This window comes from Achromobacter sp. UMC46 (assembly GCF_014170335.1).
GTDB lineage: Bacteria > Pseudomonadota > Gammaproteobacteria > Burkholderiales > Burkholderiaceae_B > Achromobacter.
On the sequence record NZ_LZZS01000038.1, the window covers coordinates 24,403 to 40,306 of the forward strand.

The following is a 15,904-nucleotide window of genomic DNA, read 5'->3' on the forward strand; positions in this document are numbered from 1 at the left end:
CTGCGTGTTTTCATGACACGGACAAGACACCGCCGCCCGCGCGCATGTCAGTCCTGTCATTCATCTTCACGTCATCTTCGGCCGCAACCATTCGCCTTCGCATAACGAGGGATCACACGAATGATTACGTGGAAGAGGAATGCGGGCGCCGCGATGTTGAGCGCCCTGTTGCTGGCCGGTTGCGGCGGCAGCGATGACGACGACGATACGTCCATCCCGGCGCCGGAACAGCCCGCGCCCGAGCAGCCGGCCGCCAGCCGGCCGATGGAACTGACGATCCTGCACATCAACGATCATCACTCCAATCTGGACAGCAAAAAGAAGGACCTGAAGCTCAAGAACGCCGCCGGCACGGCCGTGGCGGTGAACGTGGAAGTCGGCGGTTTTCCGCGCGTGACCGGCGCCTTCAACGCGCTGTCCGCGCAGTCGGCCAACGTGCTGAAACTGCACGCGGGCGACGCCAACACCGGCACCCTGTACTTCAACCGCGCGGGCGAAGCCGGCGAGGCGGACGCGGCCCTGATGAACACGGTGTGCTTTGACGCGATGACGCTCGGCAACCATGAGTTCGACAAGGGCGACAGCGGCCTGAAGCGCTTCATCGACCTGCTGCATGCCGGCGCCTGCCAGACGCCGCTGCTGAGCGCCAACGTGACGTTCGCCGCCGCTTCGGCGTTGAATCCGTCGCGCGCGCCCGGCCTGGTCAAGCCTTCCATCGTGCTGCAGCGCGACGGCCAGCCCATCGGCATCGTCGGCCTGACGATCGCCAACAAGACGCAGCAGTCGTCCAGCCCGGACGCCGGCACGCTGTTCTCCGACGAGACGGCGGCGGCGCAGGCGCAGATCGATGCGCTGCGCGCCAAGGGCGTGAACAAGATCGTGGTGATGAGCCACATCGGCTACGACTACGACAAACAGATCATCCCGAACCTGAGCGGCGTGGATGTGGTGGTAGGCGGCGATTCCCACACGCTGCTGGGTCCCGACACGATGACGGCGTACGGCGTGGGCTCGCCCGCGGGCGCCTACCCGACCGTGCTTCAGAACAAGGACGGCAAGCGCGTGTGCCTGGTGCAGGCCTGGGAATACTCGCAAGTGGTCGGTGAACTGAAGGTCAGCTTCGACGCCAACGGCGACGTCACGGCTTGCGCCGGCACGCCGCACGTGCTGATGGGCGACACGTTCACCCTCGCCGGCGCCGCGCCCGCCCCGGCGGACAAGGCCGCCATCCTGGCGGATGTCGCCGCCAGCGGCTTCCTGCGCACCCAGCAACCGGACGCGCAAGCCACGGCCGTGCTGCAGCCCTTCAAGACCCGTGTCGACGCCTTCAGCGCCAGCCTGGTCGCCTCGGTGCCGCAGGAACTGTGCTCGCGCCGCGTGCCGGGTGGCCCCGGTTCGCGCGACTACAGCCGCTCCAGCGCGGCGTGCAACACGCTGGGCAGCGTCAGTTTGCGCGGCGGCGACATCCAGCAACTGGTGGCGCAAGCCTATCTGGACGTGGCCAACGCCAACTACGGCGGCGCCGACATTTCGCTGCAAAGCGGCGGCGGCGTACGCGTGCCCCTGCTGGGCAACGTGACGGCGGCCAACGTGATCGAAGTCGTGCCGTTCGGCAACATGCTCTGGCGCCTGGACATCACGGGCGCCGAGGTCAAGAGCATGCTGGAAGACGGCATGCAGGCCGTCTACGGGCCGGGCGGTTCGACGGGTCCGTACCCCTACGCCGGCGGCCTGCGCTGGGACGTGAACGCCGCGCAAGCCCAGGGCAGCCGCGTGACGAACATCGAAGTGCGGGACGCCGCCAGCGGCAACTGGCTGCCGCTGGATGCCGCCCGCAGCTATAAGTTGTTCGTGCTGAGCTTCAACGCCACCGGCGGCGACGGCTACAAGACGTTGGCCAACGTCCCCGCCGCGCGCCGGCAGGACATCGGCGTGCTGGATGCCGACGTGCTGCAGAGCTACGTCGACAAGCAGGCCAAGGACCCGGTGTCCGGCCTGCCGGTGTTGAATCTGCTGCCCGTCAGCCTGTACAGCACCAAGACCTACAGCGAGTGATCGCGCCGCGGGCCCGGCCGTTCTTTCAGGACATCAACCGCAGTTGGCCGGGCGGCCCCGCCCGGCCTTCCTGATAGACCGCTTCCGTACGCCCGACGAACTGCGCCAGCGAGAATTCCCGCTGCGCCGTGTTGCGCGCCTCGATGCCCATCCGCGCCACGACATCACGGTCCTTCAGGATTTCGGTCACGGTCTTCAGCACGCTGCCTACGGAATGGGGCGGCACCACCCAGCCGTTGCGGCCGTCCGTGACGTTCTCGGTCAGCCCGCCCACCTTGCTGACGATGACCGGCTTGCCGGACGCCATCATTTCGCGGCAGGCGAACGAAATCGTCTCCAGCCGCGACGACAGCACGAAGCCGACGTCCAATGCGGACAGGAAGGTCCCGACGTCTTCCAGCAGGCCGGTGAACACCACTTGCTCCGTCATGCCCAGGTCAGCCACGCGCTGGCGCTGGCCGTCGTCGGGCTCCTTGCCGGCGATCAGGATCACGACCTGATCGCGCAGATAGTCGGGCAGCAGCGACACGGCAGTCACCATGTCCAGCCAGTTCTTGTAGCTGGCCGTGCCGGCGTTGCTGCCGATCACCAGCCGGCGGCGCATGGCCTCGGGCAACAGGTCGGCACGCGCCTGCCGCGCATCTTGCGCGCTGGCCGGCCGGAACTGCGCGGTGTCGACGCCGTTGTGCACGACGCGCAGGTCTTCGTCGCGGAACACGGAATCCTTCATGCGGCGGAACGTATGCCCGCAGACGCAGATGACACGGTTCGTGCCCCATTTGGCGCGCATGCGCACGCCCAGGCTGTTTGCAGTGCGGTCGGTGTGCTGCGTCAGGACGATGAACGGGCGCTTGGCGCCCATGCCGATCGTGGCCAGCATGCACAGGCGGTGGTCGGCCGATCCGTTTACATGGATCACGTCGAACTGTTCCTTGCGCAGCAGTGCGCGCAGGCGGCGTAGCGCGCTCAATTGCTGGAACGGCCGGCCTTTGAATTCGAGGTCGATCGAGTGCACGCCGGGCAAGGCGTGCGCTTCGGCCAGCAGGCGGCTGCTGCGGGGCGCGGCAACGGTGATCTGGGCGCGCTGCCGCAGCATGCGCGCCAGCGACATGACATAGGTCGTGTGGCCGCCGCCGTCGCCCTGATGGAAGTTGGTGTAGAGGATCTTCATGATGTCAGGCCCGAGAGCAGATGCGGGGAAGCCGGGGATTCCGCTTGATTGAGCAAACAGCTCCAATGGCGCTTTTCGAACACGTCGTCGCCCAGGCGGCTGCCCGGCGACAGGTTGTAGACCTTGACGCCGCGCGCGCCGAGCAGCCGGCTGGCCTGGCGGAACGCGGGTTCGATATGACCCGCGAATTGGCGGTCCAGCGCCGTGGCAAGTTGCGCGCCCGCACTTTCGTAGAAACGCGGCCCGGCGCTGGCGGTGAGGTCCAGGCCATGCAGGTACAGCGTGCGGGCGCCCATCCAGGCCAGCAGCTGCAGCCCGGTATAAGCGACGGTGCCGCCGCCGAACAGTCCGCGCGCGGGATTCAAACTGAAGCCGTGCGCATGCTGCGGATTGCGGGCGTCGAACAGCACCAGCTCGGGGTCGCCGGCCAACTGCGCCTCAAGGGCGTCGGGGCTTGCCCGCGCCTGCAGGGCGCGCTGATGCACTTCTTCGAACAACACAATGCGGCAACGGATGGCGTCCGCGGCGAACAGGAAGGCGATCCAGCGGTACACCTCGGGGGTTACGAACAGCAGCAGATCCTGCGACAGCACATCGGCCACCAGGTCGCGCCGCCGCTTGACGAATCCGGCGTCCAGCATCGCGTAGTAGTGAAATCGCAGCGTTGGATATTGACGGCGCAGCGCGACGGAACCGTTGACGCCCATGACGGCGCCAAGCCGGCATTGCGCGTAGTCGATCTGCGCCACCGACGGCCCGCTCAGGATCAGGTGCGCGTCGCCGCTGATGTCGCGCGGCACCTCGTCCATGGGCAACGTCCGAGGCCCCTTCACGCCCACCAGCTCGCATCCCACCAACCGCTCGCTGCCGTCGCGCCGAACTTTCACCAGTGGCCACAGCGTCTCGTTGTGCCGAAAGGCCCCGGGGCGCGTATAGCGGTAAAAATATCGGAAGCCCTTGGTCAAAGGGCGCGAGCAAAGCAAGCGAGGAACGAGGGCAACGCGGGGCATGAACGGTGCCGCTGAAAGCGCGGCGAAACCTTACGAGCGGCCGATTCTACGCAGGCCACTTCGTCAAAGGCGCGTTCGAAACATTTGATATGTAACAGCGTTGAAGGACACTGTTCCCGCCCCTTTTTACCCGCTTTTCCCGGGCCGGAATGCGCCATCCCACATTCCGGAACAAAGGCGTTCCCAACATTCGAATCCGCACCATTTCCGTGCATCTACACCGGTTATCGCACACCCCCGGCGCCGGCGCGGCACATGCCGCGCCCGTACGTCCCATTACGTTTTGCTCCAAAGCGACAGGGGATTGAAAGTGGATCAGGCGCCGTTTCTGGGCCACAGCACCGGAAATAGCGGATGCGCCAACGGCGCCCCGGCGGGCAGGCATTCGGCCAGCCCCGGGAACTCGGGCGAGGTGCGCCACGGGCGCGGCGCATGCCGCATGTCTTCGCCCAGGAAGCGCAGCGAAAACGCGCGCCGGCGCCGGTTGCCGCCCACGCCACCCGCGGCGTGCAGCGTCAGCATATGGAAGAACACGGCGTCGCCCGGTTGCAGTTCCCAGCCCAGGATGTTCCAGGCCGAACGGTCCGCTTCGATGTCGGGCAGATCCGCCAGGCTGCCTTCGGGGAACCAGCGTGCCTGATTGTCCAGGAACGTGCGCGGCATCAGCCACGGCCCCCGATGCGACCCTGCCACGAACTCCAGCGTGGACTCGCGCGCCACCGGATCCACCGGCATCCACATGCTGCAGTTCTGCCTGCCTTCCACGTTGTAATAGGGCTGGTCTTGATGCCAGGGGGTCGGCTGGCGCGTGTTGGGCTCCTTGACCAGCAGATGGTCGTGATAAAGGCGCGCGCTTGGGCAGCCCATCAGTTGCGCGGCCACCGACCCCACGCGGCTGTCGAAGATGAACCGGCGGTAGTCGTCGTTCTCGGTCCAATTGCAAAAATCCTCGAAGAACCAGCCAGGGTCGTCCGCACTGCTGGCGACCTTGGCGCGCGGGCTGGGCGCCGCCAGGTTCGATTCGATGCCGCGCGTCAACAGCGCGACTTCGTCAGGCGTGAACAACTGGCGCACGCAGATCGCGCCATCTTGCTGAAAGGCCTGGATCATCAAGGCGGGAAGTTCGAATTCATGATGGTTCGGCAACATGGGTTCCTCCTGAAAATCACGGATTCCGGGATGACGGCTGCGGGCCGCCGGAACGGTTCGGCCGACCCCACAGCCAATACGCCACGGTCAGCAGGGCCAGCCAGCCCGCGCCGACGAAGAGCGCCAGGCGGGTGTCCGGAAACACGCCCAGCACGACAAAGATGAACAGCATGAAGACAATGGCCAGGATCTGCCCGTAAGGCCAGAACGGCACCGGGAATTGCAGCGCTGCGGCCTCGGGCGCACTCAGCTCGCGCCGCATCGCGACTTGCGACAACAGGATCATCAGCCATACCCATACGACCGAAAACGTGACCATCGACGCGAAGGCCATGAACAGCTGGCCGGGCAGCAGGTAGTTCAGCACCACGCCGCCCAGCAAAGCCACGCCCATCACCAGCACCGTCATCCACGGCACGCCGAAACGCGACAACCGCGAAAACACCAACGGCGCCTGGCCGTTGGCGGCCATGCCGTAGAGCATGCGTCCCGTGGAGAAGATGTCGCTGTTGATGGCCGATATCACGGCCGATATCACGACCAGGTTCAATACCGTGGCCGCCGAATCCAGCCCCAAGCGGCTGAATATCTGCACGAAGGGGCTGCTGTCGCCGGTGATGCCGGGCCACGGAAAAATGGCCATCAGCACTGTCAGGGTCAGCACATAGAACAGCAGAATGCGCAGCGGCACCGAGTTGATCGCGCGGGGGATCATGCGCTGCGGATCGCGGGCCTCGCCGGCCGTCATGCCGATGACTTCGATGCCCCCGAACGCGAACATCACGACCGAGAACGATGCGATCATGCCCTGCACGCCGTTCGGGAAGAAGCCGCCGTGCCGCCACAAGTTGGAAAAGCCCGATGCGCCCGCCGCCACGGTGCCGCCGGGCTGGATCCCGGCCAGCAACACCCCCAAGCCCGCCGAGATCATGGCGACGATGGCCACGACCTTCAACAGCGACAACCAGAATTCAAGCTCGCCGAAGACCCGCACGGAACACAGGTTCAGCCCGCCGATCACCAGCACGATGCCCAGCACCCAGATCCAGCGCGGGGTGTCCGGGAACCAGAAGCCCATGTACAGGCCAAACACGGTGACGTCGGCCAGGCATACCATCAGCATCGAGAACGCGTAGCTCCAGCCGGTCAGGAAACCCAGGTAGGGTCCCAGATAGCGCGTAGCGTAGTGGCCGAACGACCCCGACACCGGCGTCCTGACCGCCATTTCGCCCAACGCGCGCATCGTCAGGAAGATGGCGGCCCCGCCAATCAGATAAGCCAGCAGCACAGACGGCCCCGCGCGCTGAATCGCGCCCGCCGATCCATAGAACAGCCCCGTGCCGATCGCCGACCCCAACGCCATGAAACGAATGTGCCGCGCGTTCAAGCCGCGCCGCAACTGCGAACCCGCCTGGTTCATATGCCCCCCGGTTTTATTGTTATGAACGTCCCGCGCATCAAGGCGCACCAGGATCTTCTCCCAAGCCGCGTGCAAAATCCGATAAGCGCACGCAAATCGGACGCATCTGATATCGTTCCCCCATCTCCAACCGGCTTTTCCGCCATCGACCGATGAACCCCTTCCGCCCCGACTCACCCGCCCTGCAGGACGCCATCGCCGATGCCATCAGCACGGCGACCCGCGGCGCCGGCCGCGTGAACATCCTGATCGCCGGCAAGACGGGCGTGGGCAAAAGCACGCTGATCAATGCGGTGTTCCGCGGCGAACTGGCCAAGACCGGCGCGGGCAAGCCCGTCACCCAGTCCACCCAGGCCTACAGCAAGCCCGGCCATCCGCTCACCATCATCGATACCCGCGGCCTGGAGGTCGGCGACTACGCGCGCTCGCGCCAGCAGTTGACCGACCTGATCCAGGAACGCGCCGCGTCCGACGACCAGGACAAGCACCTGCATGTGGCGTGGCTCTGCATCCAGGACAGCAGCCACCGCGTCGAAGACGCCGAGATCGAACTGTGCGACATGCTGGCCAACGCCGGCATCCCCGTCATCGCCGTGCTGACCAAGGCCCGCAAGAACAGCCCCTTCGTGGACGAGGCGCGCAAGCTGCTGCCGCGCGCCAAGGATGTCGTCGCGGTGCGCGCGCTGCCGGAATGGATCGAAGAGCTGGACGCCGAATTGCCGCCGATGGGGCTGGACACGCTGATCGGGGTCACGGCCGAGTTCATCCCCGAAGGCCAGCAGCGCGCCTACGCCAACGCCTTGTCCACGCGCAACAAGAAGGCCCTGGAAGTAAAAAAAAAGCGGGCTGAGATAGAGGTGAACATCGCGGCGGGCCTGGCCGCGTCGGCCGCCGCCGCGCCGATTCCGTTCTCGGACGCTTTCGCGCTGGTGCCGATCCAGGTGGGCATGATCGCCAAGATCGGCATCACGTTCGGCATGGAGCTGGACACCACCGCGATCACGACCTTGGTGACGTCCACGCTGGGCGCGTCCGCCGCCACGCTGATCGGGCGCTCGGTCGTGTCGAGCATGCTGAAGTTCATCCCGGGCGCGGGCAGCGCGGTGGGCGGCACCATCGCCGCCACTACCGCCGGCGCCATCACCAAGCTGATGGGCAACGCCTATGTGGCGGTGCTGTACGACTTCTGCCAGAAGAACCCCGGCAAAGACATCGATATCGGAATGATCGCGCAGGCGCTGAAACAGCGGGTGAAGCTGTAGCGCCAGCCGGTCTTGCGCGAAGGCGCGGTCAGAACGCCCGGGCCAGCGCGGCGAAGAAGGCGTCGTCGTTGATCTCGACGCGCTTCTTGTAGCTGGGCTTGCCGCGCGCGCTCAGCACCACGGCAACGAGATTGTGCGCCGGATTGATGTGGATGAACTGGCCATAGATGCCTTCGGCCTGGAAGGCGCCCGCCAGGGCGGGGTCCTTCAGTTCCGGCACCCACCACATGTAGCCGTACGGGATCTCGGTGTCGCCGATGCGGTAAGGCGCGCCCGCCTGCGCCACCCAGCCGTCCGGCAGCAGGCGGTCGCCGTCCACCTGCCCGCCTTCCAGCACGAATTGCCCGAAGCGCGCGTAGTCGCGCAACGTCGCGTTCATGCCGCTGCCCGAGATCGTCATGCCCCCGGGGCATTCCGCCCACCAGGTGGCATCGGACTCCATGCCGATGCGCGACCACAGCCGGGAATGCAGGTAATCGACCAAGCGCATTCCCGTCGCGCCTTCCATCACCGCGCTCAGCAGATACGATTCGCCCGTGTTGTAGGCCCACGCCTGGCCGGCGGGCTGGCGCGCCGGCAGGCCCTTCATGAACTCGCGGATGCCGCCCGGCTGCCAACGGGTCTGGATGTCCAGCAGCTGGCGGCGTTCGGAGGCCGGATCGCCGTAGTCTTCATTCCATTGCACGCCCGAGCACATGCGCAGCATCTGGCGCAACGAAACCTCGCGGTAGACGCCGCCCAGCTCCGCGTACTTCGTCACCGGGTCGTCAAGCGAATCGATCAGGCCTTCCTTCAGCGCCACGCCCACCAGCGTGGCCGCCACTGACTTGGCCAGCGAACACGAGTTCCAGCGGGTCTCCGGCGCAATGCCGCGCTGGTAGGTCTCGAACGCGACCTGCCCGTCCTTCATGACCAGCAGTCCGGCCACGCCGTTGACCGCCAGATAGTCGTACAGGTCGAAGACGCGCCCCTGGTCCTGGATGCGCAAGGCCGGCAGGCCGCCGGGCCGCAGCGGCAGGTCGCGCACGCGCTGGCCGCGCGCCACGGTGTCGGAGGCGAACCAGCCGGGGTCGCTGGACAGCGCCAGCGTCAGTTCGTCGGGAAGCAGGGTGCCGTCGTAGAACCGCATCAGGTGCGATTTGAGGGCGGGAGTCATGGGCATGGCGGATTCCGGATTTGAATGATTCATCGGGGCGGTCGAACAGCGCGCGGCATGCGCGGCTTTAGTCGTCCCGCATCACGAAGTGTCCTGGCGCGACCTCTTGGTAGCGCCGTTGGGGCGGCGTGTAGCCGGGCGGGCGCAAGGTGTGCCGGATCTCGTCCTGGGCCAGGTTGCGCGGCGCCCTCGGCGCCCCCGGGTCGGCCACCGGCACCGCGTCCAGCAAGCGCCGGGTATAGGGATGTTGCGGGTCGTAGAGCACCGCGGCGCGCGAGCCGATTTCGACGATTTCGCCCATGTACATCACCGCCACGCGGTGGCTGACGCGTTCGACGACCGCCATGTCGTGCGAGATGAACAGATAGGCCAGCCCCATGTCCTGCTGCAGCTTCAGCATCAGGTTGATGACCTGCGCCTTGATGGACACATCCAGCGCGGACACGGCTTCGTCGGCCACCAGCAGCGACGGGCCCAGCGCCAGGCTGCGGGCGATGCAGATGCGCTGCCGCTGCCCGCCGGAGAATTCCTGTGGATAGCGGCGGCCGGCGTCGCTGTCCAGCCCCACGCAGGCCAGCAGTTCGGCGACGCGGGCGCGCAGCGCGTCGCCCTTGCAGACCTTGTTCACGATCAACGGGCTGGCCACGGCCGCCGCGACGGTCTTGCGCGGGTTCAGGCTGGAAAAAGGGTCCTGGAACACCATCTGCACATGGCGCGCCATGGCGCCGCGGTCGCGCCGCCCGGCGGCGTGGATATCGTGGCCGTTGACCCGCACCTGGCCCGAGGTCGGCGTCAGCAGGTTCATGATGCTGCGGCCGATCGTGGACTTCCCACAACCCGACTCGCCCACCAGCGCCAGGGTCTCGCCGGGCTGCACGCTGAACGACACGTTCTCGACCGCATGCACCATCCCCCGGTCGCGCGACAGCAGGCCGGAGCCCATGCGGTAGCGCATCGTCAGGCCCTGGACCTCCAGCGCGGGCGGGACGTCCGCGCGCACGGTGTCGGCGGCCTCGGCGGCGGGCGTCTTCGCGCCCGTCTGCCGGTCGATAGCCGGAAACGGCAGCGGACGCGCCACGGCCTTCATGGCGCCCAGGCGCGGCACGGCCGCCAGCAGGGCGCGGGTATAGGGCTCGGCGGGCGCATCGAAAATGCGAGCGGTGGCGCCGCATTCGATCTGCTCTCCGCCACACATCACCACCATGCGGTCCGCCACTTCCGCCACCACGCCCATGTCGTGCGTGATAAACAGCACCGACATGCCGTCGTCCTGCTGCAATTCGCGGATCAGGGCCAGGATCTGGGCCTGGATCGTGACGTCCAGCGCCGTGGTGGGTTCGTCGGCGATCAGCAGCCGGGGCCGGCAGGCCAGCGCCATGGCGATCATGACGCGTTGGCGCATGCCGCCCGACAGCTGGAACGGATAGTCTTTCAAGCGCGTCGCCGCCGCCGGGATACGCACCTTCTCCAGCAGGCGAAGCGCCTCGGCCTGCGCCGCGGCCCAATCCAGGCCCCGGTGCAGCATCAGCGATTCGCCCACCTGGAAGCCGATGGTGCGCACCGGGTTCAGGCTGGTCATGGGCTCTTGGAAGATCATGGCGATATCCGCGCCGCGGATCTTGCGCATCTCGCGTTCAGGCAAGGCCAGCAGGTCGCGGCCGTCCAGCATGACGCTGCCCGACAGCTGCGTGTCGCGCGGGTCCAGCAAGCGCATGATGGACATGGCCGTGACGCTTTTGCCCGACCCCGATTCCCCCACGACGGCCAGCGTCTCCCGAGGCGCCACCTCGAAGTCCAGCCCGTTGACGACCGTCTTCCACCCGCCCGGCACCCGGAACCGGGTGTGAAGGCCGGCGACGCGAAGCACGGGCGCGTTCACGCGTTCAGCCCCATGGCGGACAGGCGCAGCCAGATCGTCTTGATCTGCTGGTATTGCGCCATGGCTTCCAGGCCCTTGTCGCGGGCCTGCGACCCCGACCGGCGGTAGCCGCCAAACGGCGTCTTGATATCGCCTTCCGTGAAGCCGTTGACCGCGACCGTGCCGCACTCCAGGCGGCGGGCGAAGTACATGGCGCGGTCCAGGTCGCGGGTGTAGACCGTGGCGTGCAGGCCGTAATCAGTGCCGTTGGCGATCGAGAGCGCCTGGTCCATGCTGTCTACCGGCAGCACGCCCAGCACCGGCCCGAAGATCTCTTCGCGCGCAATGGTCATTTCCGGGCGCAGGTCGGCGAAGACGGTGGGGCCCAGATAATGGCCCCGCCCGCCCGGCGCGCCGGCGGCTTCCAGGACGCGGCGTGCGCCTTCCTCCATGCCCTTGGCCACATAGGCCTGCACGCGGTTGCGCTGGCCGGCGGAGATCAGCGGCCCCATGTCGGTGGCCGGATTCAAGGGGTCTCCGATCACGATCTGCTTGGTGCGGGCGATGATCTTCTCCACGTAGGCGTCCTGCCGCGACCGCGCGACCAGCTGGCGCATGTTGGCAGAGCAATTCTGGCCGCCATTCCAGAAGGCGGCCATCACGGCATTGTCGATCAGATCTTCGGTCAGGTCCGCGTCGTCAAGCACGATGAAGGGGCTTTTTCCGCCCATCTCCAGCCCCACCGTCTTCAGGTTGCTGGAGCCCGAATACTGCAGGAAGAGACGCCCCACATCCGTGGAGCCGGTGAACGACACCGCGTCGATGTCGGGATGCTGGCCGATCAAGCGCCCCGTGGTCTCGCCCGGCCCCGTCAGCACGTTCAGCACGCCCGCCGGGATCCCCGCTTCGATGGCCAGTGCCGCCAGGGACAGGGCGGTCAGCGACGTCTCTTCGGCCGGTTTGACGATGACGGAGCAGCCGCTGGCCAGCGCCGGCGCCAGCTTCCACGTCGCCATCAGCAGCGGGAAGTTCCAGGGCAGGACGGCCGCCACCACGCCGATCGGTTCGCGCACGACCATCGCGCAGTCTTCCTGCCCCGTCGGCGCGACGTGGCCGTAGCTCTTGTCCACCAGTTCGCCGTACCACTGGAAGATGGCCGGGACTTCCTGCGTGATTTCGCGCAGGCAGTCGCGGATGGGCTTGCCGCTTTCCAGGCTTTCCATGACGGCCAGCCTGACCCCGTCGCGCCGGATCAGCGCCGCCAGCTTCAGCAGCGCTTCCTTGCGCTTTTCCGGCGCGCAGCGCGACCACGCGCCGCTGCGGAAAGACCACCGCGCCGCCGCGACCGCGCGGTCCACGTCCTTCTGGCCGCAATGGGCCAGCGTGCTCAGCACGGCGCCGGTGGCGGGATTGGCGGTCTCGATCAGCGCCCCGTTGTCGGACGCCGACCAGTCGCCGTCGATGAAGGCGCGGTCGGGCAGGCGCAGGCCGGCGGCGATGCGCTGCAGTTCTGCATGGCTGGGGGTGGGCAGGGCGGTATCGGACATCATTGCTCCGGGTATCAGATGGCCGCGTAGGGGCGCGAATACGCCCCCCGCAGGAAACGGTCAGCCGAAAACGGCGCCAGGTCGGTCTTGGGTTCGACGCCGCGCGCCAGCGCGGCGAGCGTGCTGCCCACCGCGGGGCCCAGCCCGAAGCCATGCCCCGAAAAGCCCGTGGCGATGATCAGGCCGGCAGCCGGCCAGGCCGCATCGATCACCGGCAGCGCGTCCGGCATCACGTCGATGTTCCCGGCCCAGGACTTGACGATGTCGACCGGCGGCATTCCCGCGAACAATTCCGCGAAGCGCTTGCGGTTGTCGCGCACGCGGTGCGTGTTGGGCGCGATCTCGGGGTCACGGGGCTTGATCGCCCAATCCGACTTTGGCACGGACAGCCGGGTGTACAGGTCGTTGACGAAGGGCTTGCCCAGCCGGAACGAAAAGCCCTTGTGGTTGCGCACCACTTCGCGCAGGAAATAGCGGGAGGCGCGCAGGGAATCCAGCGTCAGGTCGATATCCGTGCCGGCATCGGTGGCGATGATGCAGGAACCGTCGGGGCGCTGGCGCAGGCCCAGCCCGTACCCGACAAAGCAAGGCAAGCCCATGGGGGGCAGGGGCGCCGTCAGCGACACCGTGCTGCGCACGACCTTCTGGGGCAGCTGCACATCCAGCCCCTGCAGCAGGCGGAAGGTCTGCGCGCCTGCCGCGCAGATGACGATGGGCGCGCGCACCGGACCGTGCTCGGTCTGCACGCCGCGCACGCTGCCGCCCGCGACGTCCAGCGCGCTGACGCCGCAATCCTCAAGCACCACCGCGCCAGCGCCGATGGCCGCCCGGGCGAACGCCAGCGTCGCCAGCGTGGGTTCCGCCTGCCCGTCCGATTCGGCGATGATGCCGCCTTCGGTGCGCGGCGACACCCGCGGAAACCGCGCCGCGACCTCGTCGGCGCTCAGCATCCGCGTGTCGCTGACCCTGCCGCCCGCTTCCGCCAGCCACGCCTCGTAGGAGCGGCGTTCGGCCTCGTCGGCGCACAGGAACAGGCAGCCGCTGCGCGTCCAGCCCGTCTCATGCCCGAGTTCCGCCCGCAGTCCGGGCCAAAGCGACAAGGCCTGGGCGGCCAGCGCCAGCTCGGCCGGATCGCGGCACAGCGACCGCACGAAACCCCAGTTGCGCCCCGACTGCTGCGAGGCGATCCGGTTCTTTTCCAGCAGCACCACTTTCAAGTTGGCGCGGGTCAGGTACCAGGCAGCGCTGCAACCCATGATGCCGCCGCCGATGATGACGACATCGGCCATGGCCGGCAGCGGCTCGGACCTGTCCAGCAGGCGCGATACCGCGTCCGCCGGCGCGTGGCGCAACAGGTTAAGCGGCGGCATCGACGATGGCGTCCATATCGATCTCGACCCGGATAGCGGGGTCGAACAATCCGGCCTGCACGGTCGTGCACGCCGGGTCCACGCCGCGGAATGCCTCCGCATACACGTCCATGACGGCGTCGTAGTCTTCGGGCCGGGCGATGTAGATGCGCACCCGCACCACATCGCGCAGCGACGCGCCGGCCTGCTCGAACGCGAATTGGGCATTGCGCAAGATCTGCTCGGTCTGCGCCCGTGCGCCGTCGGCCAGCACGTCGGCGACATAGTCGTAGCCCGTCGTCCCGGACAGGCGGACGTGGCCGTTCAGCGCGACGGCGCGCGCATAGCTGTAAGTGCGTTCATACTCGCTGCCCGAGTAGATGGCTTGCCGGCCGCTGCGTTGACGCGTGTTGTCGTTCATGTCGGTTTTCATCCAGGAGTGCTTCATTGGCGAGCAGGATCGCGCAAAAGGCGTTGCCCCGTCGATGTCAAAAAATCGAGGGCTGGATGCAATTAATAGAACGACGGCGGATGGCGGGCCCGGCGCAGCGCAAGACAGGGGTGCAGCGCGGTCATGGTTTTCCCGTAGCGTTTTCCCCTGCGCGCGGGCAAGCCCGGACCCGGTGCAGATTATTGCGGTTTCGATTCCATTTATTCGACTCGACACTGCCGAAGGCGTTGGGATTCAATCGGGTCATTCCGGGAACAGCCCGGCGCCGCGGCGCAGAACCAGCGGCTTTCCAGATGAAAGGGGAATACAGGATGCACATGGATGTTGTCATTGTCGGCGGCGGGATTTCAGGGGCCGCGGCCGCCTACTTCCTTTCCCGGACCGCGAAGGTGGCGTTGATCGAACAAGAGCCGCATTTCGGGTTCCATAGTTCGGGCCGCACCGCCGGCCAGTTCACGGTCGGCATTTCGGCCGACCAGATGCGCGGCATGGCCGCCGCCAGCCGGGCGTTTTTCCACGCGCCGCCGGCCGGCTTCGCCGATCTTCCCCTGATCGAGCAGCGCGGCAGCCTGACGCTGGGCCGCCATAGCCAGAAGGCGGTGCTGGACAAGCTGCACGCGCGCATCGGAGAAGCGGGCGGCACCGCGGAGTGGGTGGACCGCGAGCAGGCCATGGCCCTGTTCCCCGCGTTGCTGGCCGACAAGTTCGACCTGGGCGTCCACGAGACCGACGCGCAGGACATCGACGTCAACACCCTGCTTCAGGCCTATCTGAAAGGCGCCAAGCGCAATGGCGCGGTGCTGGCGGTGAACGCGCCGGTGCAAAGCATCGAACGCCACGAAGGCAAATGGCGCATCCGCACGCAAGACGAGGACTACACCGCCGGCGTCATGGTCAACACCGCGGGCGGCTGGGCCGACGCCATCGCCCAGATGGCAGGCGTGGCGCCCGTCGGCATCACGCCGTACAAGCGCACCGCCTTCACCTTCCCCTTGCGGCCCGGCTCCGAAGGCGCCCGCTGGCCGCACGTGTGCAACGCGGACTACCAGTGGTACGTCAAGCCGGAGCATGGCTGCTTCATGGGGTCGCCCGCCGACGCGCAGCCGGTCGCCCCCGGCGAGGTCTATCCGGACGAGCTGGATGTGGCGCAGGGCATCTACAACATCGAACAGGAAACGTCGTTGCGCGTGCCGCGCCCCATCAGCGTCTGGGCGGGCGTGCGCAGCTACGTGCGCGACCGCAATCCGGTCTGCGGCGCGCGCGCCGACAGCCCCGGGTTCATCTGGTACGCGGCGCTGGGCGGCTGCGGCGTGCTGACGTCGCCCGCGATGGGACAGGCCGTGGCGGCGCTGGCGCAGGGCTTGCCGCTGCCTGATGCGCTGCTGGCTCGCGGCCTGACGCCCGAGGCGCTGTCGCCCGACCGCGATTCGCTCCGGTCCGCCTGAATCCGGCAAAGACAAACAAGCACACCACAAC

The 15,904-nt window shown here is 67.3% G+C and carries 12 protein-coding genes; 3 read left to right on the forward strand and 9 right to left on the reverse strand.

Features of this window, described 5'->3' with window-relative positions:
* The first annotated feature begins 120 nt into the window (after positions 1-120).
* A complete protein-coding gene (locus A9973_RS27385; RefSeq protein ID WP_183016767.1) occupies positions 121-2,055 on the forward strand; it encodes a bifunctional UDP-sugar hydrolase/5'-nucleotidase in 1,935 nt (644 codons plus the stop codon).
* A gap of 25 nt (positions 2,056-2,080) precedes the next feature.
* Here A9973_RS27385 and A9973_RS27390 read toward each other — a convergent pair whose 3' ends face one another.
* The 4 genes from A9973_RS27390 to A9973_RS27405 all read right to left on the reverse strand — a co-directional run bounded on the left by A9973_RS27390 (position 2,081) and on the right by A9973_RS27405 (position 6,805).
* Complete coding sequence (locus tag A9973_RS27390; RefSeq protein ID WP_183016768.1) at positions 2,081-3,226, reverse strand: glycosyltransferase family 4 protein; 1,146 nt, start codon at positions 3,224-3,226, stop codon at positions 2,081-2,083.
* Positions 3,223-4,113, reverse strand: a complete 891-nt coding sequence (locus A9973_RS27395) for a hypothetical protein (protein ID WP_370539545.1) — start codon at positions 4,111-4,113, stop codon at positions 3,223-3,225. Before A9973_RS27395 ends, A9973_RS27390 begins: the two co-directional genes overlap by 4 nt.
* Before the next feature lie 438 nt (positions 4,114-4,551).
* Positions 4,552-5,385 carry a phytanoyl-CoA dioxygenase family protein gene (locus A9973_RS27400; protein WP_183016770.1) on the reverse strand — a complete coding sequence of 278 codons (834 nt, stop codon included), beginning with the start codon at positions 5,383-5,385 and terminating at the stop codon, positions 4,552-4,554.
* Between the two features lie 16 nt (positions 5,386-5,401).
* Positions 5,402-6,805, reverse strand: coding sequence for an amino acid permease (locus A9973_RS27405; protein WP_183016771.1), 1,404 nt, complete (start codon positions 6,803-6,805; stop codon positions 5,402-5,404).
* Positions 6,806-6,957: 152 nt separating this feature from the next.
* Between A9973_RS27405 and A9973_RS27410 the strand changes: the two genes are divergently transcribed.
* A complete protein-coding gene (locus A9973_RS27410) occupies positions 6,958-8,067 on the forward strand; it encodes a YcjF family protein (RefSeq protein WP_183016772.1) in 1,110 nt (369 codons plus the stop codon).
* 28 nt (positions 8,068-8,095) lie between these two features.
* Here A9973_RS27410 and A9973_RS27415 read toward each other — a convergent pair whose 3' ends face one another.
* From A9973_RS27415 to A9973_RS27435, 5 genes are all read right to left on the reverse strand, one after another.
* Positions 8,096-9,229 carry a serine hydrolase gene (locus tag A9973_RS27415; RefSeq protein ID WP_183016773.1) on the reverse strand — a complete coding sequence of 378 codons (1,134 nt, stop codon included), beginning with the start codon at positions 9,227-9,229 and terminating at the stop codon, positions 8,096-8,098.
* A gap of 61 nt (positions 9,230-9,290) precedes the next feature.
* Positions 9,291-11,102 carry an ABC transporter ATP-binding protein gene (locus A9973_RS27420; RefSeq protein WP_183016774.1) on the reverse strand — a complete coding sequence of 604 codons (1,812 nt, stop codon included), beginning with the start codon at positions 11,100-11,102 and terminating at the stop codon, positions 9,291-9,293.
* Positions 11,099-12,628, reverse strand: coding sequence for an aldehyde dehydrogenase family protein (locus A9973_RS27425; RefSeq protein ID WP_183016775.1), 1,530 nt, complete (start codon positions 12,626-12,628; stop codon positions 11,099-11,101). The genes A9973_RS27420 and A9973_RS27425 overlap by 4 nt, the downstream gene beginning before the upstream one ends.
* A 14-nt stretch (positions 12,629-12,642) precedes the next feature.
* Positions 12,643-13,998: an FAD-binding oxidoreductase gene (locus tag A9973_RS27430; protein ID WP_183016776.1), complete on the reverse strand. Its 1,356-nt coding sequence runs from the start codon at positions 13,996-13,998 to the stop codon at positions 12,643-12,645.
* Complete coding sequence (locus tag A9973_RS27435) at positions 13,985-14,398, reverse strand: Rid family hydrolase (RefSeq protein ID WP_183016777.1); 414 nt, start codon at positions 14,396-14,398, stop codon at positions 13,985-13,987. Before A9973_RS27435 ends, A9973_RS27430 begins: the two co-directional genes overlap by 14 nt.
* Before the next feature lie 347 nt (positions 14,399-14,745).
* Here A9973_RS27435 and A9973_RS27440 point away from each other — a divergent pair, with 347 nt between their 5' ends.
* Complete coding sequence (locus A9973_RS27440) at positions 14,746-15,873, forward strand: FAD-binding oxidoreductase (protein ID WP_220805684.1); 1,128 nt, start codon at positions 14,746-14,748, stop codon at positions 15,871-15,873.
* Positions 15,874-15,904: the final 31 nt, after the last annotated feature.